Origin of the sequence: Nocardia sp. alder85J (genome assembly GCF_020176955.2) — a bacterium.
GTDB lineage: Bacteria > Actinomycetota > Actinomycetes > Mycobacteriales > Mycobacteriaceae > Nocardia.
This window is the reverse complement of record NZ_JAIUCZ020000001.1, coordinates 36,400-60,094: the sequence shown is the minus strand read 5'-3', so window position 1 is coordinate 60,094 and position 23,695 is coordinate 36,400. Positions and strand designations below refer to the sequence as shown.

The following is a 23,695-nucleotide window of genomic DNA, read 5'->3' as shown; positions in this document are numbered from 1 at the left end:
ACTGCCTATCTGCCGGACTCGGCTGCTCGGTGCCGCCGCAGGCCGCCCGCCGCTCCCGCGATCTCGGTGTCGATGGTGTCCGCGGTGGCGGTGCGCGGGCGGTCGTGGGATTCGGTCGAGATCTCGTCCAGCGCACGGGCCGCCGCGTCGCCGAGTCCGACGGTGATGATGCGGATGTCGTCGGCGCGCATGGCCGCGGCCTTGGCGAGGGCCTGTTCGCGTTTGCCGCCCAGATCGCCGTCGCCGAAGATCACGACGACGCGGTCCAGCCGGGGGTCGCGGGCGCGGAGCAGGTCGTGGGCGGCGTCGAGGGTCGGGTTGATCTCGTTGCCGCCGGAGGCGGCCGCGGCGTCCAGCAGACCGAACACCGGGGCCAGGTCCCGCGTCGGCGCGATGCTCGCCGCGATCGCGTGGTGCCACAGCGTCACGCCGACCTCGTAGTAGGCGGCCACCGCCTCCTCGGCGAAGGTCTTGGCGCCGCGCACCGCGCTCGCCAGCGGCTTGCCGGACATCGAGCCGCTGACGTCGATACACAGCAGCACCACGCCGCCGAACCGCCGCTGGATCGCGGCCAGGTACGGGCCGACCGGGTAGTGGGTCAGCCCGGCGGAGTCGAAATCACGTCGTATCCAGGTGTTCACCGCGTCACCTTTCCGGCGGCACTACAGACGGACCCGGAGCCGGGCGAGCAGGGCCTGCTGCCGGGCGGAATCCGCCGCGTCGAGCACGCCCTCCATGTACGACTCCAGCACCAGGCGCCGGCCGCTGTTCGGTTCGGTTGCGGTGCAACTGATCCGGCCGTCCGCGCCGATGTCGAAGACGATGTCGATCGGCGAACCCGCCGACAGCGGCGGCACGTCCACCAGTTCGCCGTCCAGCACCCGGCGGTTGTGCCCCGGATCCGAGGAGGCGACCGCGCCGGCCTGTTCGTAGACCTCCACCCGGATGCGGTCCTGGCCGTCACGCACCGTCGCGAACCGGGCCCGCGAATTCCGCACCGGCAGGGCGGTATTGGCCTCCACGACATGGTGCACGACGCGGCCCTCGCCGGACGGGTCCCGGCTGTCGTGCAGCAGGATGCCCAGCGCGCGTGGCAGTACCGTGCGCACGGGTGCGGCGAGTACCCGGCCCGCCGCACCGGCGGGCAGCGCCGGATGCGACGGCGCGGCCAGGTGGTACGCGTGCATGGCGGCCCCTTTCGCCACGGCCAGATCGGGTTCGAACACGGCGACGCCGACACCGAAGTGCGCCGCGAGCGCCGCGCGGATCATCGGCATCCGGGTCGCGCCGCCGACCAGCAGGATGCGCTCGAGCCGGCCCGCGCCCCGGGAGCGGGCGGCGGCGAGCGCGCGATCGGCGACGGTGAGGCAGTTGCCCACCAGCGGGGCCGTCGCCGCCTCGAATTCGGCCCGGGTGAGCTGCACGATCCGGCGCTCGGCCGCGTACTCCAGCACGACCGGAACCGAATCCCGGCCCGTCAGCGCGATTTTCGCCCGTTCGGCCGCGGCGGCGAGCGCTTCGGCGAAACCGGGGTCGACGGCCGCGTCCTCGGCGGTCCCGGATTCCATCGCGGCACTGAACTTCTCCCACAGCAGCTCGCCGAGCCGATCGTTCCAGTCCAGCCCGCCCAGCTGCGAATCACCGTCGGTCACCACGACTTCCGGGACGCCCGCGGTGATCCGCAGCACCGTGGTGTCGAAGGTGCCGCCGCCGAGGTCGAAGACCAGCACCGCACCGCTCGCGGTCCGCCCGGCCCCGTAACAGGCCGCGGCGGCGACCGGTTCGGCGACCAGATCGAGCAGCGTCAGCCCGGCCAGCCGCACCGCCTGCGCGGTCGCCTCCCGTTCGGTCACACCGAAATACGCCGGGACGGTGACCACGGCCGCCAGCTCACCGGCCGGGCAGCCCAGCGCCGCGGCGGCATTGTCCGCCAGCGCCTTCAGGATCAGCGCGGACACCGTCTCGGGGGTGTACTCGGCACCGTCGAACCCCAGCGTGAAGCCGGTGCCCATGTGACGTTTGATGCCGCGCACCACGCGATCCGGATCGGCGAGGCCGAGCGCGTTCGCCTCCGCGCCGACCACCACCCGCTCGTGATCGATGTGGACCACCGACGGGGTGATCGCGCGGCCGTCGGGCGCCACGATCACCCGGGGTGCGGCGGAGCCGTCGAAATGGGCCACCACCGAGAAGGTCGTGCCGAGATCGATGCCGATGGCGATCATGGCGCGCGCTACTGCCACGGGAACGGCACCAGATGTGAGATCGTGTGCTGCCACCGCTGCAAGGTGTGCACGATGTCGTGCTGCGGGGTGGCCCAGCCGCCGCTGGCGTAGTAGCCGACGGTCAGCGCGACCGCCACCAGCAGGGCGAGCACGACGGCGCCGGCCAGCGCCCGGCGCAACAGGTTGACGGTAAGCGGGAGAACGGGATTCACCGGTGTCCTTCGATCGAGAGCGGAACTACAGCCGCATCCCCGCGGCGGGAGCGGGCACGAGATCCACGCCCACCTGCCGGGTCAGCCAGTGCAGGGTGTGGACCGGATGACAGGGGTCCGCGACGGACAGCCCCATCGAATCGGCCAGGAAGTAGTGGACGGACCGGAAGTCCTGCCGCGCCCGGGCCACCAGATTGTCCAGACCGTGATCGACCAGCCACCCCACGATGGTGTCCTGGTCGCGGGGGTCCAGACCGCCGTCGAAGCCCAGCCGGCGCAGGTCGTCGACCTTCGACACCACGATGCCGAGCGCGCGCTTGTTGGTGTGCAGCCCGGCGGACCGCAGCTGTTCGATGGTGATCGAATACGAATCCTCCGGGGCGGCGGCGCCGACGACCAGTCCGGCGGTCGCCGGGTCCGGGATCGCGGCCCGCAGTTCGTCGGTGGCGAACGGATCGATCACCAGCAGCAGTGTCTCGGCCGAGTGCAGATAGTGCAGCGACTCGGCGCCTTCCTTCATCGAGAAATGCTCACCGGCCGCGTCCAGCAGATGCAGTTCGAAGGGCCGTTTCCGTTCCGGGGTGACGAGGATGCCGAGGGCCTCCGGGGTCGGACCGTGGGCGGTCTTCACCGTCCGGCGGCCGGCGGTGATCAGGTCGCGGGCGCGTTCGAGTTCCTCGCCGGAGTGGTCGTCCAGCGGTTCGATCGTGGTGTTGCCGGCGGCGTACACCTCGTACAACCCGACCGCGGCCGCGAACAGCAACCGGGTCTTGCCCGCGCCGACGGCCCCGAAGGTGGGCACCTGGATGGTCTGGCGGCTGCCGGTGCCCTCCGGCAGGCCGTGCCCGCACCGCGGGCAGACGATGTTCTTCCGCAGCGCCCAGCCGGAGGCCCGCGTGATCATGGTGGGCAGCACCGCGGCACATTCGCAGCGGTGCCACAGCACCCCGAGCCGGCCGGGCCGCAGATCCCGGTGCACGATCGAGCAGCCGCCGCACCGATAGCTCGGAAGCGGCGTGACCTCATAGCATTTCACGCATCGCGTCGAGAGCCGGAACACCCGCCGGATCACCGCGTCCACCGCGCGCAGCGCCACGATCGCCGTGCATTGCAGCAGCCAGCCGATCAGCACGGCGACCGTGCACACGGCCAGCAGGAAGGTCGCGGACACCACGAACCCCACCGCGAACGCGAGGTGCGGCAGCGCCCCGAACAGTGTGTAGAGCAGCAGCGGCGCCGGATCGGCGCATTCCGACCACACCTGCCGCGACCGGCCGCCGAGGAAGGCCGTGGCGGCGCGGGCCGCGTCCACCAGGTCCCGCCGCGCCTGGAACGGCAGATATCGGGGCCAGGCCCGATCCCAGCCGAACCAGCGCGACTCACCGCGCGGCGGGCGGCCGAAATAGTCGTGGTCGGCGACGTCCGCGGGTGTGACGGTGCGCTCGGCGCGATGCCCGGCGGTGAGCAGATCGCGCGCGACAACCACGGCGGCGCAACCGATCCCGGCCGGCAGGCCGAGCAGAACACTCGCCGGGTAGTAGACCATCACCAGGTAGGACAGGCCGTACAGGGTCGCCGCCAGCACCACCCAGACGACCAGCACGCCCAGTGCGAACGCGACGGTGAAGAAGAGCAGTCCGCCGACCGCCTCGCCGCCATCTGCCAGGATCATCGGCTGTCCTTCCGGAATTTGCGCAGCGGCGGGAGGGCGCGCGGCAGCGAGCGCTGCGCGGCCCGGCCCGCGGACACCGTGTCGAGGAGCATGTTCCAGTCCGCCTGCGCGCGCCGCTCCAGCTGCGCACCGGCCTCGACCGCGCGTTTCTTGTTGCCGCTCTTGCGCATCCAGTCGGCGAAGGCGCTCTCGACCGGATTGCGCATCCAGGCAAGCACATCCGGCGACCGGCACAGCCACAGCAGCTGCGGCGCGAAATCCGGCAGATCCCGCTGCAATCGGGCGATCGTGCGCAGATAGAAGTCGTCCACGAGGTGATACGAGCGGGTCGCGCTCAGATAGCCGCTCACCCCGGCCAGGTCCCGCTGTATCAGCAGATACTCCGCGATGGTTGCGGCGTAATAGGTTTCGAACCGGGAGTCGATGGTCCGCAGCTGCTCGATCGCGGGATTGGCCACCTCGGACCGGCAGGCCAGCAGCGTCCGCAGGATGTCCTGGGCCCGAACGTGTTCGGTGATGATGTCGGCGAGTGCCGGCGGCAGGCCGGGCAGCCGGACGATGCGGTCCAGCAGCCGGTGCGCGCCACGGAAGAGTTCCTGTTCGATCGCCGCGGCGACGAGGTCGGCGAAGCGCCGGTCGTCCACGGCGGCCGGGTCACCGGTGATCCAGACGCCGAGCATCTCCGGGTCGGCGGCCCGGCCGGTCTCGAAGAACAGCGACCAGTCCGGCGCCGGCGCCGTGCGCAGGAACTCCCCGAGCAGGGCGGGGCGCCGCGACTGCGGGGCGGCGGCCACGGCCGCGGCGGCGAGCGCCGTGGCCACGACCGGCGACCGGTAGCGATCGGCGCGCTCCCGCAACCGATCCCAGCGGCCGGACAGCATCGCCGCGCGCACGCCCTCGTCCCGGTCCCGGATCCGCGTCTCCAGTTCCTGCCACAGCAGCGCCTCCAGGGCGGGATAGAAGGCGGTCCGGGCGCCGTCGGGCACCGCGTCCGGGTGACCGGCCCAGTAGCCGGCCAGCCGCTCCCCCGCCGGCCGCACCGACTCCCAGTCGATCCCGAGACCTAGTTCCGGGATGATCGTGAACAGCGCGGCGAGCGACGAATCCCGCGCGGTGGTAAGGGTTTCCGAGAGCAGCCGGCGGGCGCGGCGCTGGGCGTCGGCACTGGTCCAGCGGGCCCGCACGGTCGCACCGGCCGCGAGGCCGCGGGCCGCCTCGCACCAGCGCACGCCGTAGCTGTCCGGGAACAACCGCGCGCCTTCGAGCAGGGCCAGGGTCAGCGCTTCGGCGGCATCGTGATGACGGTTGCGGCGCAGGGTGAGCGCCGCGCGGTGCAGCGCGGCCGGATCGTCGGTGGCCGCCGGGCGGATCGACAGCACCGATTCGGCCAGCACCTCACCGTATTCGTCGATGTCGTCGGGTTCGTGCTCGGAGACCGCGGCGAGGGCGTCGGCGACGGCCGCCACCTCGATGTCCGGTCCGGCCGCGCGGCCGAGGCAGACGATCGCGGCCATCCTCGTCGCGGCGGCCGGCGAGGCCAGATGCGGCTGCCAGCGCCGGCCCAGCTCGATCGCCTCCAGCGAATCGAAGGCGTCGTACTCCAGGAACCATCGGGCGTAGGTGAGCGCGGATTCCGAGGGCGTGATCGCGGAGGTCCGCAGCGAATCCAGATCGATACCGCTGAGGGCCGGCGGCAGGGCCTCGATCGCGGGTGCCGACCGGGTCAGCGCGGGATGGAAGACCGCGATCGAAAGATCGTCCGCGAGCGGCGTTTCCGTGAAGACGCGGAACGACAGGCTCAGCACGTCGGCCGGATCCAGGAACAGCCCGCCCAGCGCGATCCAGCGCACCGCCTGCTCGAGTTCGGTGGCCGCGACGACGATCTTCTTCCGCTGCGCCCCCGCCGCGTCCTCGAAGGCGGTCAGCAGCTTGGGCAGGAATCCCTCGATACCGGGCTGGGCGCAGGCCATCGCGTGCAGCGCGGCCGGTTGGTACGCCTCGGCGACGTGCAGTGGCGCCGCGACCGGCTCCAGCCGGACCGATTCGGACGGCTCGGTCAGCCAGGCGCCGGACCGGAACAGCTGTGCGGGCCGGGCCGGGCGGATGTCGCCGGGATCGTCGGTCACCAGGCAGTGGCTGAGCTGATTGCCCTCGCGGCCGCGACTGTCCCGCCCGGCGTAGCGGCCCACCGCGAGGTAGTGCTGATCGCGAATCCGGTGATAGGAGAACGACAACGGGTGCGCGTCGACCGGTGTGTCCGCGGCCATCAGCGTCCGGCTCGGCCGGTACAGCAGGTGCGCCACGACGGCCTGCTCCATTTCCGCGGTGGCGTCCGGACTCTCGGCCTGGAACTGCATGCCCTCCCGCCCGTGCACCGACCGGTCGGGGCGGCACTCGGTGTACAGCAGCGAACTGAACGCCATGGCTATTGCCCCTTGCCGGAGGCCGGTGCTCTGCCGGAGGCCGGTGCTCTGCCGCAGGCCGGTGCTCTGCCGCAGGCGACGATGCCCCGATCGGCCATCAACCACAGCAGCGGTTCGCTGACCCGGTGCGGGCGGACCCCGCGGACATCGGTGCGGCCGGACCGGTAATCCGGTTCCGCGCCCAGGGCCGAGACCGCGAACAGCCGGAAGGTCCGGTAGTTCAGCTCGAGGTGGCGCAGGACGTCGTCGCCGCCCCATTCGTCGATGAGCCCGGCGACGTGCTGGTGGATGTCCAGGGAGTCGCCGTCGTCGAAATGCGGGGTCGTCGGCGCCGGCCGGCGGATGGGGCTGTCCGGCGGGATCTGATCGTAGAAGGCGTCGATCTTGGTCACCGCGACCGCGAGCGGCCGGGTGATCTTCCGGTCCTGCCGGACGCCGTCGGCCGCGCGCAGCATCTCGGTCACGTTGGCGAGCACCTGAACCGGGTGATCGGGGTCGTAGCGGTCGGCGACGCCACGCGCCGAGGCACGGGTGGCGTTGCCCGCGATCTGGAAGGGGTCCAGCACCACGATCAGCCCGTCGGCGGCGGCCAGATACTGCTGATCGGTGGTCTCCCTGGCGGTTTCCAGATCCTCACCGGCGGTGTCGTAGAACGACAGCGCCGTCGAGGCCACCCGGCGCACGCCGATACCGTTGCGCCGCTCCTGCTGCCAGTCGATCACCACCGGGGTCCGCGCCTGCGTCCCCGCGCGCTGGGTGAGTGCGGGCAGCCGTCCCTCGTCCATCGCCTGCCGCCAGGCCCGGACATCGTTGATCATCGGGGATTCGCCGACGAAGTAGGTGGCCGCGCCGAACCGCCGCCGGGTCGGTTCCTGGAGTTCGCTGACCAGCACCGTGAGATAGACCGTCTTACCCGCGGATCGGGTGCCGACCATGCCGAACATCGGGCTGCCGGAACCGAATGCCGACGGCAGCACCGACCGGCACGCCGGGCACACCCGGGTGCCCGCGGGACCCGCGCATTCCGGGCAGCGCGCCCGTTGCCCGGAGCGGAACAGTCTGTGCGGCGAGGAGAAGCAGGGCAGCATCGGGGTGGCGTCGTCGAGCTGGCGGACCCGCTCCGGATCGGTCTCCGGCAGACAGGGATCCTTCCCCGGCGCGGAGCGGCCGCTGCACCGGAACATGATGCTGTTCAGTGCGATCCGGTGGTAACAGTACGGGCAGGCGGCTCTGCCGGTGAGCAGCGCGAGCATCGTCAGCGTCCTTTCAGGGTGTCGGACGGCGGGCCGGTGAGGGTGAGGGTTTCCGGTGACTCGGCGAAACACCGCACCCAGTACGGTTTCGGCAGCGGCGGCAGCGGCACCGGGACGCACTGCGGCTCCCCCGGCGGGATCTCGAGCGTGATGCGTTGCACCACACAGCTTTCCAGGCAACGCTGCGGCAGATAGGGGCCGCTCTGGGCCTGCACCAGCACGACCGCGCCGTAGGTGGCGGTGTCGGCGCTGAACTCGATCTGCAACGGCCCGCGGCCGATCAGCCGTGCGGGCCACAGCATCCGGTACCGCGCGTGCAGGCTCGCCCCGTCCAGACGCAGCGCCACCTCCGGCGACGACCAGCGCCCCTCGGCCGATTCGACGATGCTGGACAACCCGATTCGCGCGGCGGCCGGGCCGACCTCGATCCGCATCCCGCCGTTGCGGAGGTATTCCGGCCGGCTGATCCGGGCGGTGCCGCGCTGCCCGCCCGACGACCAGACCGCCTCCACCCGATAGTCGTCGCGCGGCCAGCGCCAGCTGATCACCGCCTGATCGCCGAATCGTTCGACGCGGGCCTCGGTCACCGGCTCGCAGATCGCCAGGGCGGCAGCCTGTCCCGCGATCGCGGCGGACCGATCCGGGGTGATCGCGAGATAGTGGCACAGGCCGGTGGGAACGGTGGCGGTCAGCCGCACCGCCTCGCCGGTGCGGTGCAGCACCCCCGGAATCCGCGCGCCCTCGGCGGCGGTCAGCGCGGCGTGGTCGACAGTGGCGCCGACGGCCCAGCCCGGCCGGTTCGGGAACCGCCAGATCTCGACATCCGAGCCCGGCGGCGCCGTCCATTCGGCGATCACCTCGGCCCCGGCGTCGGTGACCCGGTGCGGGCGGACCACCAGCGTGGTGACCGGCCCGGCCTGCCGCCGCGGGATCGCCCGCACCCGCACCGGCGCCGCGGCCAGCACTTCGCCCCGGGCGCCGAGGTATTCGGCCGTCAGGTCGAAGACGTAGGTCTGTGAGGTCCGAAGCCCCTGTGCGGACACGGAATTCGAGGTTCCCGGCGACAACGGGTGCTGCCGGCCGTCCGGGTCGGTCCGGATCACGGTGGTGCGCACCGCGTTCGCGGGCGCGATCCACTGCACCCCGACCGCCGTCGGCTCGGTGGTCACCACGACGTCGTGGACCGGTGGCAGCAGCACGATCTCGGCGACGGTGACCGGCGACGCCTCGCCGCCGCGGCGCGCGGCGACCGCATACCACAGCGGTTCGGCCACCGGGGCGCCGGCGTCGAGGGCCTCGGTCGCGGCGGTGGCGGCGATCGCGACCCCGTCGCGGATGTCGCGCGGCGCCGAGCCCGCCTTCCGCACCACCTCGTATCTCGTATCCTCATCCGCCCCGGCGCTTTTCGGCCAGAACAGGCGCACTCCGCTCGCAGGCGCGAAGACGGCGGTCAGGCCCAGCGAGGCCGGCGGCGCGGGCGGCAGCGAGGCGACCAGCCGGGCCAGCGCCTCGTCGTCCTCGGCCAGAGTGGCTGCCTGGCCGAGCAATTCGGTGGCCGCGGTGACCCGGCCCGCGCGCAGTGCCTGCTCGGCCTCCGCGCGCAGCCGATCCACTTGCGCTTCGGTGCGGGACAGGGTGGTGAGGGCCTGTGTCATGACGTCCGAACCGGCGTGCGCGTCATTGTTGGCCAGCGCGGAGTACAGGGCCCGTGCGGCGCGCAGCTTCCGCTCCGTGATCAGCTCCAGCACCCGTTCCGGGGTGTCACGACTGGTCCGGGTGGCCGCGGCGTCGACGCAGTGCAGCACGATCCGCGCGGCGTCCACCCGATCCAGGCCCTTGTCGGCCAGGGCCTGCACGGCGAGCGCGACGATGCCGCCCTGGAGCACCTCGCGGGCCAGTTCGAGCACCTGCACCAGCGCCAGCCGGGCCGGATCGGCCCCCTTGTCGCAGGCGTCGCGCAGCGCGTGCAGCAATTTCTTCACCGGCTCGATATCGCCGCCCGCTCGCTTGTCGCAGGCGTCCAGGGCCGCCCGGATCGCCGCGGCGTCCGGATCGGGGTGCCCCGGGCAGGCGAAACCGCCGATCAGCCGGAAACCCGAGGGCGGATCCTCGACGAAGACCGCGTCCAGGACCGTCCGCAGCGTCACCGTGGCGGCCCATTCCCGGCGCACGGTGGGGGGCAGTGACAGCTCCGGTTCCTCGAAGTCGTCGACCAGCCGCAACGCCGCCGACGCGGTCACGCAGGCGGTGAGTTCGGCGTCGGACAGCCGGGCCAGCCGGCCGTCGGTGGCCGCGGCGGCCCGCACCTGGGCGAGGGTGACGACACCGAAATCGCGGTACTGGTTCTCCAGCAGCGTGCCGACCGCCGCCAGGGCGGCGGCGGACTGCCGGTCACGCTGTTCGCGCCAGCGACGCCAGAAGTCCGCGCTCGCCATGTCGCGATGTCTCGCCGCGAGCGCGGTGTCGAGGATGCCGCAGAATCTGGCGACATCCTTGAATCCGCCGCGTTGCATGGTGGCGTTCCACCACAGCCGCACCTCGCGCAGGCGCGCCGCGATCTGCGCGTCGTCCATCGCGGCATCGACGGCGTAGACCAGTTCCAGGTCGAGTTTCGCCGGGAAGTCGGCGCCGTTGTTCAGATCCGCGATGCCGTTGTTCAGATCGTTGATGTAGACCTTGCGCAGCGGGCCGAGCACGGTGGTCCGGTAGGTCGAGGCATCCACGGGACTACGACTCCAGTACGAGTGCCCGGACCAGCTGCTTCGCCGCCTCGACCTCGTCGGCCTGCAGGACGGAGACGCTCACGGTGAGGGTGAGCCGTTTGCCCGACACCGGTTCCACGGCCTCGATCCCGGCCAGCCCCTCGGCGTCGATGGTGACGGTGATGTGGATCGGCGAATCGGCGGGCAGCGCGGGCAGACCGGTGATCACGGCGCCGCCGGTAGGGGTGATCTCGCGATTGTCGGCGGGGCGCCGGGATTCCACCTCACCACCCTGTTCGAAGACCTGGATCTGCACCTGGGTCTGGTCCGCGGCGAAGGTGTACGCGGTGATGGTCTCGCGCAGCGGCAGTTCGTCGTTCTTGTGCGCCAGGAATCCGATGTAGTCCTCCGGTTGCGGACCGCTGGTGTCGACGAACTGGATGCCCAGGCCCTTGGGCAGCACATTGGTGATCCGGCGCGGCGCGGCCTGCGGGCCGGCGCCGGCCGGAAGGGTATGGCGGGCAACGGGTGTCGCGTCCGGGTCGAAGGCGGCGCGTTCCGCCGCCGACAGCGCGGCGTAGAGCGCGGCCCCCTTGGCGACCGAGAGGTTGGGATCGGACAGCCGCGCCTGCCAGCCGTAGTGCGCGCGCAGCATCGCGCCGACCGCGGGCATCTGCGCGGAGCCGCCGACCAGCAGCACCTCGTCGATGGTGAGGTCCGGGACCTTCTCGCGCGCCGACGCCAGCGTGCGGTCGACGATGTCCTTGGTCTGCTGGATCAGTCCGCTGGTGAGTTCCTCGAACTCGCCGCGGGTGACCTCCAGTTTCGCCCGATGGTTCCCGTATTTGAGCGCGAGGGTGGTGCGTTCCTTCTGCGACAGCGAGATCTTCACCTTCTCGACCTGCTCGTAGAGTTCCTGCGCGAAGTACTCGTCCAGCATCGGATCCTCGTCGCAGCCGGTCTCGGCCATGAACCGGTCGTTGAGGTGACCGGCCAGCCGGTCGTCCCACTGCGCGCCGCCGAGGGTGCGGTTCCCGTCGATCGCCACCACGTCCAGTGCGGCGGGCGAGATCCGGAGGATCGTGGTGTCGAACGTGCCGCCGCCGAGGTCGTAGATCAGGACGGTCTTGCGCTCGTCGCGGAATGTGACGCCGTAGGCCAGCGCGGCCGCGACCGGTTCGGTGACGATACCGATCACCTCGAGCCCCGCGATCACCCCGGCCTGCCGGGTCGCCTCGCGTTCCCGGACACCGAAATACGCGGGGACGGTGATCACCACGCGCTCGACCTTGGTGCCGGTGCCGTCCTCGGCGTATTCGGCCAGCGACCGCAGGATCAGGCCGGAGATCGATTCCGGGGTGTGCTGCTGTCCGTCGAATTCCAGGGGGTGGGTTTCGCCCATGTACGCCTTGATGAGCGTCACCACCCGATCGGCCGCCACCTTCGCGGTGTTCTTGGCCTCCTGGCCCACCACGATGTGCCCGGATTCGGGTTCGAAGAACACCGCCGACGGCGTGGTCGGCAGACCGTTCGGATTGTTCACGACGACCGGCTGCCCGAAGTCGTCGATGTGGGCGATCGCGGAGAAGGTGGTGCCGAGATCGATGCCGAAGATGTCAGTCACGAGAAATCCGATCGTTGCTGCCGCGTGCGGTGGCGAATGGTTCAGGGCGCGAGGTATTTCCACACCGAGACCTTGGCGTGGACCACCGGCTGGTCCGAGCCGATGTGCCGGAAGCCCTGGTGATACACGGCGCCGACGCGGTCGTGCCGGGCCTCGACATCGGTGGCCACGGTCGCGCACGGCTGGTGGATCCGCCGGTCGTACGGGTCGCCCACCGCGGCCTCGATCGACACCGCGCCCAAGGCCTCCAGAATGTCCTCGATGCGGCCCGCCGCGGTGCCGAAATCCTCGGCGAAGGCCAGGGTGAGTTCGGTGTCGGCGGTCACGCGGACGTGCTGCGCGTAGCGGTGACATTCCCCGTGCAATTCGGCGAGCGCCTTGATCACCGGGCGCAGGCTGGCCCGCAGCAGATCACCCTCGAGCGCCGCCACCCGCTCGTGCATGCGTTTGTTGATCGCCTCCAGGCCCTCGGAACGGTCGTTGAGCCGGCGGATCTCCGCGGTGAGATCCCGCAGTATCGCGCCGGGCGCCGGACCGGCGCCGAGTATCTCGTCGACCGGTTCCTCCGCGCGGCCCCGCAGTTCGATCTCGCTGGGGTGATTCACGATTCCCTCCCGTTCGTATCCGGCGCTCCGGAATGCCGATCAGAACCAGCGCTGTTGAATGTCGCGGGCACAGATACGCGATATGACGCCGGTGCCGATCACCAGCGCGATGAACACCGCGGCGCGCAGCAGATCCCCGTTCGGGTCGGCGCCGCCGGTGTAGGCGGACTGGCCGTAGGCGAAGAACACCACATCCGTGACCAGCAGGATCGCCAGCGAGATCCAGGCCCAGGTGCGCCGCGGCGGCTGCTGCCCCTGCGTGATGTTCACGTGCTGGGACCCGCCGTTGTTGGTGAAGACGTTGCTCTTGTTCTTCGCCTTGTTGACCTGCCGGCCCGGCGGCCCGGGTGGCGGGGTCGGGCCCGGCGGCGGCGCCGTCACGACCGGCCCCGCGGGTCACCGTGGATCGTGATGTGCTGTGTCCCACCGTTGTTGGCGACGATGCTGCTGTTGTCCTCGGCGTGGTTGATCTGGGTGGAGTGACCGCGCGCCGGCGGCGTCCCGTCGCCGGGCGCGGCGGTGTCCGGCAGCAGCCGGTCGAGCAGGCCGGTGATGTCGGTGTCCATCGTCCGGTGCCGGATCGGCCAGAACTGCGAGCGGCCCAGTGCGCGGATATCGCCGGGCAACCGGTCCACCGGCGGCAGCGGGGTGTCGTCGAGCAGGACCGGGATCACCGGGATGTCCTTCTCGTAGGCGGTCCGGATCTCGTAACGCACCCAGTCCTGGCCGTTGTCGATGCGGCGGTGCCCCTGCTCGTCGGTGATGTCGAGCCACTGCGGGCCGATCACCGCGACGACCATGTCGCACTGCTCCAGCGCGCGCCGGATCCGTTGCGCGTACACCGTTCCGAGCGCGAGGGAATCGTCGTCGCGGAACACGTTGTCGCGGCCGATCCGCTCCGCCATCCGGTTCGAGATCTCGCGCACCGCGTAGGCGCTGTCCACGATCCGGTAGCTCAGGAATATCTTCGTCAAAGGGAAGCTCTCCTCGGGAGTCGATCGCCCGGGACCTCGTTCCGATTCGACGATCGACTACCAGGATGCGACGCCCGGCCCGCGCCGGACAGTGGTTGCCCGTTGTCTGCGGGCGGGCAACGGGCAACCCGTGGCCGCCGGGTTCACAGCGCGCGCAGCCGGTGCACCAGTTCGGCGGTCTGCTCGGCGCCGAAGCCGGCGGGCGGGGTGAAGGACAGCCGGGTCAGCAAGCCGCCGAACCGGTCGGCCAGCCGCTGCGGCAGTTCCGCCGGCGGCGCGACGACGACGAAGGCGTCCAGCATCTCGTCGGTGATCAACGCCGGCATCTCCGCCCAGCGGCCGGCTTTCGACAGCGCGGTCAGCGCCTCGTTCACCCCGTCCCAGCCGTGCAGTGCGAAGATGCCGCGGTAGGCCGGGGTGGAGGCGTAGAAGGCGATGCGCGCACGGGCTTTCGGCACCCCCTCGGCGATCTGCTGTGCGGTGCCGGTGACGACGAACGGGGTCGCGACGATGTCGAAGCCGTCGAGATCCGCGCCGGACCGCGCGCGACCGGCCCGCAGCGCGGGCAGCGTCCGCTCCCGGATCCAGCGCGCGGTGGTGAAGCCGTGGCAGAGGAAACCGTCGGCCACCTCCCCCGCCACCCGGGTCATCGCCTCGCCCACTCCGGCCAGCAGCACCCGCGGCGGGCCGTACTCGTGCCGGGGCGGAACGAAATCCCGCGGCATCAGGGTGTGCCGGTAGTACTCGCCCTCGAAGGCCAGCGGGCTGCCCTCGGCCCAGGCCGCCCAGATCGCGCGCAGCGCCGACACGTATTCGCGCAGCTGCGGCGCGGGCCGGCCCCACGGCATCCCGAATCGCCGCTGCACGTGGGCCTTCACCTGGGAGCCGAGGCCCAGATGCAGCCGCCCGCGCGAATGTCGTTGCAGATCGGCCGCGGTGTAGGCCAGCGTCATCGGGGAGCGCGCGAACGCCACCGCGATCGAGGTCCCGATGTCGAGACGCTCGGTGACCTCCGCGGCGATCGCCAACGGCAGGAACGGATCTCCGTTCATCTCGCCGGTCCGGACACCGTCGAAGCCCGCGGCCTCGGCGGCGCGCGATCGTTCGGCGGCGTCGGCCAGCCCGCCCAGGAAGGTGTCCACCCGCATCGTCACACCGGTTCCAGGCCGTCGACCCGCAGCAGCGAACCGGTGGTGTACGAGGACGCGTCGCTGGCGAAATACAGTGCCGCGGTGACGATCTCGTCCGGATAGCCGAACCGCTTCAGCGGCGCTCCGGGCACCTCGGCGCCCGGTGTCGCCCAGCCCTTGGAGATGTCGGTGTAGAAGCCGCCGGGCGAGATGACGTTGAACCGCACCTTCGGCGCGAACTCCTGCGCGAACGCCACGCTGATCGCGTTGAGCGCGGCCTTCGATCCGGCGTAGGGTCCGAAATTCGGCGACGGCCGCAGCGCGCCGCTGCTCGAGATGCTGATCACCGATCCCCCGGCCCCGGCCGCCATCCGCTCCGCGATCAGCGCCGACAGCCGGAACGGGCCCTTGAAGTTCACGGCGACGACCTTGTCGAACAGGTCCTCGGCGGTCTGCGCCGACGAGGGCGCCAGCGGCGACAGCCCGGCATTGTTGACCAGGATGTCGACCGTGCCGAAGTGCTCGTAGGCCCGATCGGTCAGGGCGCCCAGGTCGTCCCAGCGGCCGACGTGGCAGGCGACCGGCAGCGCCGTGCGCCCGAGCGCCTCGACCTCGGCGGCCACCGCCCGGCACGCCTCCAGTTTGCGGCTGGCGATCACCACGTCCGCACCCGCGGCGGCCAGCCCGAGCACGATCGCCCGGCCGAGCCCGCGGCTGCCGCCGGTCACCAGCGCCACCTTGCCGGTCAGGTCGAACAATCGGGCCGGGGACCGGGTCACCTCCGGCCGTGCCTCGTGCGCCATCGCTGCTCCTCACCGGCCGCCCGGCGGCGTCCACCCCCGACGTTATGAGAATCTCGCTCTCTCGGTCAAGAATGCAGTTCCGGACCGGGACGTGTGATACCAAGGTGTGCGACGTGCAGACCCTTACTCCCGGAGGCGAGTGACCGTGCCCGAACCCCTGGTCCTGGTCGACACCACCGATCGCATCGCGACCGTGACCCTCAACCGTCCCGAGGCACGCAACGCGTTGAGCCGCGCGCTGACCCGGGAGCTCTGGGACGCGGTGGCCGCGGCCGACCGGGACCCCGAGGTGGACGTGCTGATCCTCACCGGCGCCGATCCGGCGTTCTGCGCGGGCGTCGACCTCGCCGAGGCGGCCGCCGGGCTGCCGCCGGAGCCGCCGCGACCGGCGGGCGCCGGACCGGAACGCACCAGCAACGGGCTCTACCGCTTCCTGCCGGTCACCACGAAACCGCTCATCGGGGCGATCAACGGCGCCGCCGTGACCGGTGGCCTGGAGGTGGCCCTCCAGTGCACCTTCCTGGTGGCGTCGGACCGGGCACGATTCGCCGACACCCACGCCCGCGTGGGGGTGATGCCCGGCGGCGGCATGACCGTGCTGCTGGCCCGCGCGATCGGCCTGGCCCGCGCCGTGGAGATGTCGCTGACCGGCAACTTCCTCACCGCCGCCGACGCATTGCGGCTCGGCCTGGTGAATCATGTGGTCCCGCACGAGGATCTGCTGCCGTTCACCCGGCAGCTGGCCGCCGACACGGCGGGCAACGACGGCACCGCCGTGCGGCTGTTGTTGCGGCACTACCGCCGGCTGGCCAATGCCGCCACTCTCGACGAGGCCCACCTGCTGGAGGGCATCCTCGCCGAAACCTGGGCGCCCGGAACGGATCTCGTCGCCGAGCGCCGCGCCGCGGTGACCGCGCGCGGTCGTGCCCAGACCGGCCGCGGCTGACCCGAGCGCAGTCGCGACCGGCCGGTGCACCCCCCGGCGGCTCAGATGACCAGCGAGTCGTGACCCTCCCAATACTGTTCGCGCAGACGCCGTTTGTACAGCTTGCCGCTCGGATCGCGGGGTAGTTCGGGAACGAAGTCGACCGTGCGCGGGCATTTGTAGGCGGCCAGTTCGGCCCGGCAGTAGTCGATCAGCGCGACCGCGAGCTCCGGCGAGGCGGCGGCCGGATCCATCAGCTGCACCACGGCCTTGACCTGCTCGCCCATCTCCGGATCCGGGACCCCGATGACCGCGGCGTCCGCGATGGCCGGATGCCCGGCCAGCAGATTCTCCGTCTCCTGCGGATAGATGTTCACCCCGCCGGAGATGATCATGTGGGCCTGCCGGTCGGTGAGGTACAGGTAGCCGTCCGCATCGAGATAGCCCATGTCACCGAGGGTACGCCAGCCCTTGGGATGCGCGGCGGCAGCGGTTTTCGCCGGATCGTGGTGGTATTCGAAGGGCCGGCCGCCGTGGAAGTAGACGACGCCGACCGAACCGACCGGCAGTTCCTCGCCGTCCTCGCCGACGATGTGGCACTCCTGCCGCGGCCGCCCCACCGAGCCCGGATGCGCCAGCCATTCCGCCGCGCTGATCTGGGTGTGCCCGACATCCTCGGTGCCCGAATAGTATTCGCTGATGATCGGGCCCCACCAGTCCATCATCTGCCGCTTCACCGCCACCGGGCAGGGCGCCGCGGAGTGGGTGACGTCGATCAGGCTGGAGGTGTCGTAGCGGGCCCGCACCTCGGCCGGCAGTTTCAGCATCCGGATGAACATGGTCGGCACCACCTGGGCATGTGTCACCCGGTACTGCTCGACCAGTTGCAGGAACCGCTCCGGTTCGAAGCGCTCCATCACGATCACGGTGCCGCCGAGGCGGTGCCACGACATCGAGAAGACCAGCGGCGCACCATGATACAGCGGCGCAGGGGACAGGAACACCGCCCCCTCGACGGCGCCGGTGATGGCCAGCCCGCGCGCGATCTGCACCGGGCCCGCGCTCGGATCACCGAGCGCGGTGGCCGGCAGCGGCTTGCGAATCCCCTTGGGCCGCCCCGTCGTTCCCGACGAGTACAGCATCTCCCGGCCCTCGCACTCGCCGTCGAGCGGTCCGCCCGGCTGTTCGGCCAGCAGGTCCTCGTACCGCTCGAAGCCGTCCAGGTCGCCCGCCGCGCACACCCGCGCACCCAGCTTCGACAGCTCCAGGCCCGCGACCACGTCGGCCATCGACTCGCTGGTCACCAGCGCGGTGGCGCCGCAGTCGTCCAGGATGTACTGCACCTCCGCGGCCCGCAGGTGCCGGTTCACCGCCGTGTAGTAGAGCCCGGAACGCTGTGCCGCCCAAGTGATCTCCAGGAAGGCCCGGTTGTTCTCCATGACGATCGCGATATGGTCGCCGACGGTCAGCCCGCGCGCCCGCAGCGCCTGCGCGAACCGGACGGAGCGGTCCTCCAGCTGACCGTAGGTCACCGTCTCGCCGCCGAAGCCCATCACGAACGCCGGGCGGTCCGGATCCTTCTCGGCGAACCGGGCGGGGGTCAGCTCCGCGGCGCTCATCGCGCCGCTCCCGGCCGGATCGGCCAAGAATGAGAATTCGCGCCAGAGAGAATTTTATTCTTACCCACGTGAACGATGCTCCCACCAGGGTGGCCCGCGCGCGGCGAAACGCGCAAGTTCGCGCACCCGCGGCCGCACCGCCACGACCGCCCCGGAATGCACGAAAGCCACTGCGGTACAAGCACATACCGCAGTGGCTCGCGTAGGCGCGCGGGGCGCTCAGCTGAGGTCGATGGCCCGCTCCGGGCAGGCGTCGGCGGCATTGCGCGCCGCCGCCTCGAGCTCCACCGGCACAGCCGGATCCGGCACCTCGGCATAACCGTCGGCGCTCAGGACGAACACCTCCGGACAGATCGTCGTGCAGACGCCGTGGCCACGGCAGCGATCCCAATCAACGGAAGCCTTCATCGGGCCGCCACCTCCACCAGGTCGAATTCCATGTGCAAGGACATCAGGCCGCGCAGGATGAACGTCGGCAGATAGTCGAACTTCCGGGCGCCGGCCGGGCCGTGCACCGACTCGACGATGCGCAGATCGGTGGTGCGATCGAGGATGCGCTCCAGCGCCACCCGCGCCTCGGCCCGGGCCAGCGGGGCGCCCGGGCAGGTGTGCGGGCCGCGGCCGAAGGCGATGTGCGTGCGGGCATTCGAGCGGGCCGCGTCGAACCGGGACGGATCCTCGAACTTACGCGGATCGCGGTTGGCCGCCCCGTTGCTCACCAGCACGATGGTCCCCGACGGCAGATCCACGCCGCCGACGGTGGTCGGCACCTTCGACAACCGGAAGTCGCCCTTGACCGGGCTCTCGGTGCGCAGCACCTCCTCCAGGAAGTTCGGGATCCGGCTGCGGTCCGCGCGCAGATACCGCTGGAGTTCCGGATCGTCGGCGAGCAGCTTCAGCGCATTGCTCACCAGCCGGACCGTGGTCTCCTGACCGGCCGAGAACAGATTCACCGCCACCCGCACCACATCCAGCACCGTCGGCTCCGAGCCGTCCGGGAAGGTCGCGGTGGCCATGCTGGTCAGCACGTCGCCGGTGGGTTCGCGGCGGCGGTCCTCGACGTAGGAGGAGAACCGGCCGTAGAGGAACTCGATCGGGTTGTGCGCCATGGCCTCACCCTCGGTGCTGCCGAGACCGCCACCCTCCTGGTGGTGCCCGCCGCGCTGCAACGCGTGCAGGAACTCCTGCTGGTCGTCCTCGGGGACACCCAGCAGATCGGCGATCACGTAGAGGGTGAACGGGCCGATGAAATCGGCGATGACGTCACCGGATGCGACGCCGTTCGCGTCGGGGGTCAGGTAGGTGTCGAGGACGCGGTCGGCCAGCGACCACATCGCATCCTCGTTCTCCTTCAACCGCTTCGGGGTGATCAGCCGCATCAGCAGCGCCCGATGGTCGGTGTGCACCGGCGGATCGAGGCAGGGCAGCTGATCGGACAGCGGCAGGCCGTCCCGGTACTTCTCGATCAGTTCGGGCACGTCGTCGCGGCCCTCCACCGGAACGGGCAGGCCCGGGAACGGACCGGTCACCGAGAGGCACGACGAGAAGTTCTCCACATCGTTGAGCACCTCGAGTGCCTCGTCGTATCCGGTGATCATGGCGACGTTGTGGTGCGGTTCCCGGGTGACCGGGCCCCGGGCGCGCAACGCGTCGAGATACGGGTACGGATCCGTGACCAGCGTGCTGTCGGTGAAATAGTTCAGCGACCCGATGTCGTCGTCCGCCACTCGACTCCCTTTCGCACCGCGGCCGGCGACTGGCGCCGTACTGCCCGCGACACCACCTGGGAGTCTCGAGCGAGAATGCCACTCTCAATATTGTACGTGCCGATTCTCACAGGCGGGGCCGAAGGCGTCAACCTAGGCTGCCCTGACCTCGGGGTCGTCGCGGGCGATTCGGGCTCCGGGGGCGGTCAGGCGACCGCTTCTTCGCCGACGAGGGTAGTGCGATGCATCAACCGTCGCGAGCTGACCTCGTACGGCTGTGCGCGATGCAACATTCCGGTGTTGTCCCACACCACCAGATCGCCTGGTCGCCACTGGTGCCGCAGCGAGAACTCGGGCCGGGTGGACCATTCCAGGAGCCGATCGAGTATCGCGCGGCCCTCCTCCTCGCAGCGGCCGACGATGCTCGCCGCGGTCGCGCCGATCAGCAGCGATTTGCGGCCGTTCGACCTGGTCCAGACCAGCGGATGCACCCGGGTGGGCACCTTGTCCCAGGCGGCGCGCTGCTTCTCGGTGGGTTCCGGATTGGCCAGCTGCTGCGAGTGCGCGAAACTGTGCACCACCTGCAGGCCGTCGTATTCGGCCCGGTCCGCCTCGGGCAGTGCCGCGAAGGCGGCGAAGGTATTGGCGAATTCGGTGTCGCCGCCGTCCGCGGCGACCACCTTCGCGGTGAGCAGCGTGGCCTGCTGCGGCACCGCGTCGGTGGCGCCGTCGATGTGCCAGAAGAAGGTGCCCTCGCGGTAGGCGGCCAGCACGCTCTTGGACGGATCGCGGGTGACCGCCTGCACCTCCGGGAATTCCTTCTCCCCGCCGTAGGGCGCCACCACCACCTCGCCGAGATGGCGGCTCAGCTCGACCAATTGGGCGTCGGTCACGTGCGCCTCGCGGTAGACGATGACGCCGTACCGGTCCAGGGCGGTGCGCAACCGCTCGGCGGCGGTCGCGCCGGTCAGATCGGCGCCGGTCATCCCGGAGACCTCGAGCCCGATGTGGTCGCTGATTTCGGTGGTGGTGACGGTCACGGCGGACCCCTTCGATCCGGCAGCAGCCGGGAGCGGGCCTGCCCCGGCGGAATGCTGAACTGGTGCTCAAACAATTGGCGTGTTTATGCTTAACACCGTGACTGAAGCGAGGTCAAGAGGCCGTTCGAGCGGCGCCGGGCCCGCGCGCACCGGCGCCCGGCGCGTGGGCGCGGCGGATTCCGCCACCCGGCTGGCGATCCTGGACGCGACGACGACGATCATGCGCGAGGAGGGGCACGGTGCGGCCACCTCCCGCCGCGTCGCCGCGGCCGCCGGGGTGAAACCGCCGCTGGTGCACTACTACTTCCCGACCATGGACGACCTGTACCTCGCGGTGTTCCGGCGCGGCGCGGAAGCGCACGTCGAGCGGCAGCGCCGGGCGATCTTCTCCGACCGGCCACTGCGCGCGCTGTGGGATCTCAGCCGTGAACCGCACGGCACCCGGCTGCAACTGGAGTTCATGGCCCTGGCCAACCAGCGCCCCGCCATCCGCGCCGAACTGGCCGCCTACACCGACCGCTTCCGCGAGATCCAGGTGACGGCGCTGACCTTCATCGCCCGCGAGCGCGGCCTGGACCTGGCCGAATTCCCGCCGGTGGTGGTGTCGCTGCTGATCGCGAGCCTGTCCGGGGTGCTGGCCACCGAGAACGCGCTGGGCATCCATCGCGGGCACGCGGAGCTGGTGGAATTCGTGGAGAGCCACCTGGACCGCTTCGAATCCGCGGCCACCGACCATCCCGCGGCCGGCTGAACCACGCTGAGCACAAGTTCAGCAGTTTCTAGAGCAAGCGCTCAGCATTGTCCTGACATCGGGACCCGGGCGAAACTATACGTCGAGGTCTAGTTTTCGTGCCAGGCCCGATCCTGGCAGACTGCACCGCATGACGCCGAGCCGCACCCCTCCCGCCGCCTCGGGCGACAACGCCGATCCTCGCGCCCGGCGGGGCGGGCGGCCGACACGGGCGCAGGCCACCGAATTGGATCGCGCACTGCGCGGGGCGGCGCTGCACCTGTTCCTGGACCAGGGTTACGACGGCACCTCGATGGAGGCGATCGCGCGCGCGGCGGGCACCACGAAAGCCTCGCTGTACACCCGTTTCCCGAGCAAGGAGGCGATGTTCCGGTCGGTGCTGGAGTGGGCGGTCCAGCGCGCCGACTGGCCGACCCCCGAACCCACCGCCCCGGCCCCCGGCGACCTCACGCACGCGCTCACCGAGATCGCCGCCACCGCCTGGGCCCGCTCCCTGCACCCCGACCTGGTCAAACTCCGCCGGATCGCGGCGGCCCAGGCCGAACGCCATCCCGACCTGGCCCGGCAGGCCACCTCGTGGCCGGCCGAACAGCTGATCGCCGACCTGCTGCGCCACCACGCCCGCCTCGGCGCGATCGTCGCCGACGATCCGGAACTGCTGGCCGGCCACTTCCTCGCCATGGTGACCGCCCCCGGCCGCTCGACCGTCTTCGGCCACGCCCGCCCCGGCCCCGCCGCCGCCGACCGCACGATCTCCAGTGCGGTCCACCTCTTCGTCCGCGGCTTGCGCCCGGACCCGGTCCCCGCCGCGATCACGGCCACGACCACCGCCGCACTCGCCACCGCGCACGCCCACCTGGCCCCTGCCGCAGTGACCGCTGTGCCGGACACGGCACACTCCGGCGCGGCTCCGGCCACGGTGGCCGACGCACCGGCTGCCGCGATGCCCGGTACGACACCGGCCGATCCAGTCGAAACCAGCACGGCGGCAACCGGATCCGCATCACCACTGACGCGCGGCAACGCGATCCCCGCAGACTCGCCCGCCGGTGCGGCGCTATCCGACACCCCTCCCGCGGCCGTCCCGGCCGCGCCCTCGGCGCCGTACCCTGCGACATCCCTTGCGCCGGAGGCGATCTCCACCGCTCCGGGCACGGTCGCCCCGGCCACCTCGTCCGCCGTCACCATCGGTGTGCCCGCCGGCACCGGCGCGACGGCCGAGAACGGGCTGCTCGGCGCGACGACGAACGCCCCCGGCTCGATGCCCGGTGGCCCCGCGTACGCGGCGGCCGCGCCCTGGGCCGCGACACCCGGACCCGCACAATCCCTTCCACCGGACATCGACCCGATGCCGCGCCGCCGCAACGGGAACGGTGAGCCGAACGCCCGGGAACAGCTGCTCAACGCCACCGCGCAGGTGATGGTCACCGAGGGCTACGCGGCGGCGACCTCACGCCGGGTGGCCGCCGTGGCGGGTGTGAAACCGGCACTCGTGCACTACTACTTCCCCACCATGGACGATCTGTTCCTGGCGGTGTTCCGCCGCGGCGCGCAGCGCCACCTGGACCGGGAACGGCACGCCCTCGACACCGGCCGCGCCCTGCGCTCGATGTGGGACCTGCACAACACCAATCGCGACACCGCCCTGGTCCTGGAGTTCATCGCACTGGCCAACCACCGCAAGGAGATCGGCTCCGAGGTCGCCCTCTACACCGAGATCTCCCGCGAGACCCAGCGCACCGCCCTGACCCGCCTCCTCCCGAACGGCCTGCGCGCGACCGCGATTCCGCCGAGCGTGCTGGGCTTCGTCCTCGCCGCCGTCACCCGCCTGCTGATCTCCGAGCAGATGCTCGGTATCACCGCCGGCCACACCGACACCGTCGCCTGGTTCACCACGCAGCTGAACGCGGCGACCCGCCGGCCATCGGCCTGAGCACTCCGGACCCACCGCGAGCGGCGCCGGACCGCCGGGAGCTGCGCCACGCCGGGCGAGAGCCGAGGCGCCCCGCCGACCCGAGGCGCCGCCGGTCC

General features: G+C 71.2%; 20 protein-coding genes. 3 read left to right on the top strand and 17 right to left on the bottom strand.

The window, feature by feature from the left end:
* Positions 1-5: 5 nt before the first annotated feature.
* The 13 genes from LBW94_RS00185 to LBW94_RS00125 all read right to left on the bottom strand — a co-directional run bounded on the left by LBW94_RS00185 (position 6) and on the right by LBW94_RS00125 (position 15,623).
* Positions 6-641 (bottom strand): vWA domain-containing protein, encoded by a 636-nt coding sequence (locus LBW94_RS00185; protein ID WP_225056130.1) that lies wholly within the window; start codon positions 639-641, stop codon positions 6-8.
* Positions 642-662: 21 nt separating this feature from the next.
* Positions 663-2,243: an Hsp70 family protein gene (locus LBW94_RS00180; RefSeq protein WP_225056132.1), complete on the bottom strand. Its 1,581-nt coding sequence runs from the start codon at positions 2,241-2,243 to the stop codon at positions 663-665.
* Entirely contained in the window at positions 2,234-2,437 is a 204-nt protein-coding gene (locus tag LBW94_RS00175; RefSeq protein ID WP_225056133.1) for a hypothetical protein, read from the bottom strand. Before LBW94_RS00175 ends, LBW94_RS00180 begins: the two co-directional genes overlap by 10 nt.
* A 25-nt stretch (positions 2,438-2,462) precedes the next feature.
* A complete protein-coding gene (locus LBW94_RS00170) occupies positions 2,463-4,109 on the bottom strand; it encodes a TRAFAC clade GTPase domain-containing protein (protein ID WP_225056136.1) in 1,647 nt (548 codons plus the stop codon).
* Positions 4,106-6,532, bottom strand: coding sequence for a hypothetical protein (locus tag LBW94_RS00165; RefSeq protein ID WP_225056138.1), 2,427 nt, complete (start codon positions 6,530-6,532; stop codon positions 4,106-4,108). Before LBW94_RS00165 ends, LBW94_RS00170 begins: the two co-directional genes overlap by 4 nt.
* A 2-nt stretch (positions 6,533-6,534) precedes the next feature.
* A complete protein-coding gene (locus LBW94_RS00160) occupies positions 6,535-7,785 on the bottom strand; it encodes a TRAFAC clade GTPase domain-containing protein (protein ID WP_266269398.1) in 1,251 nt (416 codons plus the stop codon).
* Between the two features lie 2 nt (positions 7,786-7,787).
* Positions 7,788-10,508 carry a hypothetical protein gene (locus LBW94_RS00155; protein ID WP_225056140.1) on the bottom strand — a complete coding sequence of 907 codons (2,721 nt, stop codon included), beginning with the start codon at positions 10,506-10,508 and terminating at the stop codon, positions 7,788-7,790.
* A 4-nt stretch (positions 10,509-10,512) separates the two neighbouring features.
* Positions 10,513-12,111: an Hsp70 family protein gene (locus LBW94_RS00150; RefSeq protein WP_225056142.1), complete on the bottom strand. Its 1,599-nt coding sequence runs from the start codon at positions 12,109-12,111 to the stop codon at positions 10,513-10,515.
* A 41-nt stretch (positions 12,112-12,152) separates the two neighbouring features.
* Positions 12,153-12,716, bottom strand: coding sequence for a nucleotide exchange factor GrpE (gene grpE / locus LBW94_RS00145; protein ID WP_225056144.1), 564 nt, complete (start codon positions 12,714-12,716; stop codon positions 12,153-12,155).
* Between the two features lie 39 nt (positions 12,717-12,755).
* Positions 12,756-13,097 (bottom strand): hypothetical protein, encoded by a 342-nt coding sequence (locus LBW94_RS00140; protein WP_225056146.1) that lies wholly within the window; start codon positions 13,095-13,097, stop codon positions 12,756-12,758.
* A complete protein-coding gene (locus LBW94_RS00135; protein ID WP_225056147.1) occupies positions 13,094-13,690 on the bottom strand; it encodes a toll/interleukin-1 receptor domain-containing protein in 597 nt (198 codons plus the stop codon). Before LBW94_RS00135 ends, LBW94_RS00140 begins: the two co-directional genes overlap by 4 nt.
* A gap of 143 nt (positions 13,691-13,833) precedes the next feature.
* Positions 13,834-14,838 (bottom strand): TIGR03617 family F420-dependent LLM class oxidoreductase, encoded by a 1,005-nt coding sequence (locus tag LBW94_RS00130; protein WP_225056214.1) that lies wholly within the window; start codon positions 14,836-14,838, stop codon positions 13,834-13,836.
* A 2-nt stretch (positions 14,839-14,840) separates the two neighbouring features.
* Complete coding sequence (locus LBW94_RS00125) at positions 14,841-15,623, bottom strand: SDR family NAD(P)-dependent oxidoreductase (RefSeq protein WP_225056149.1); 783 nt, start codon at positions 15,621-15,623, stop codon at positions 14,841-14,843.
* Between the two features lie 145 nt (positions 15,624-15,768).
* Between LBW94_RS00125 and LBW94_RS00120 the strand changes: the two genes are divergently transcribed.
* Positions 15,769-16,569, top strand: coding sequence for an enoyl-CoA hydratase (locus LBW94_RS00120; protein WP_225056151.1), 801 nt, complete (start codon positions 15,769-15,771; stop codon positions 16,567-16,569).
* A gap of 41 nt (positions 16,570-16,610) precedes the next feature.
* Here LBW94_RS00120 and LBW94_RS00115 read toward each other — a convergent pair whose 3' ends face one another.
* From LBW94_RS00115 to LBW94_RS00100, 4 genes are all read right to left on the bottom strand, one after another.
* Positions 16,611-18,167, bottom strand: coding sequence for an acyl-CoA synthetase (locus LBW94_RS00115; protein ID WP_225056152.1), 1,557 nt, complete (start codon positions 18,165-18,167; stop codon positions 16,611-16,613).
* A 219-nt stretch (positions 18,168-18,386) separates the two neighbouring features.
* Positions 18,387-18,575 carry a ferredoxin gene (locus tag LBW94_RS00110; protein ID WP_225056154.1) on the bottom strand — a complete coding sequence of 63 codons (189 nt, stop codon included), beginning with the start codon at positions 18,573-18,575 and terminating at the stop codon, positions 18,387-18,389.
* Positions 18,572-19,894 carry a cytochrome P450 gene (locus LBW94_RS00105; RefSeq protein WP_225056156.1) on the bottom strand — a complete coding sequence of 441 codons (1,323 nt, stop codon included), beginning with the start codon at positions 19,892-19,894 and terminating at the stop codon, positions 18,572-18,574. The genes LBW94_RS00110 and LBW94_RS00105 overlap by 4 nt, the downstream gene beginning before the upstream one ends.
* A 185-nt stretch (positions 19,895-20,079) precedes the next feature.
* On the bottom strand, positions 20,080-20,913 hold the full coding sequence (locus tag LBW94_RS00100; RefSeq protein ID WP_225056158.1) for a TauD/TfdA dioxygenase family protein: 834 nt from the start codon (positions 20,911-20,913) through the stop codon (positions 20,080-20,082).
* Positions 20,914-21,010: 97 nt separating this feature from the next.
* On the opposite strand from LBW94_RS00100, the gene LBW94_RS00095 reads away from it, so the two are divergent.
* Complete coding sequence (locus LBW94_RS00095; RefSeq protein ID WP_225056160.1) at positions 21,011-21,664, top strand: TetR/AcrR family transcriptional regulator; 654 nt, start codon at positions 21,011-21,013, stop codon at positions 21,662-21,664.
* A 130-nt stretch (positions 21,665-21,794) separates the two neighbouring features.
* The gene (locus tag LBW94_RS00090; protein ID WP_225056161.1) at positions 21,795-23,597 is read left to right on the top strand and encodes a TetR/AcrR family transcriptional regulator; all 1,803 of its coding nucleotides are present in this window, start codon (positions 21,795-21,797) and stop codon (positions 23,595-23,597) included.
* Positions 23,598-23,695 lie beyond the last annotated feature (98 nt).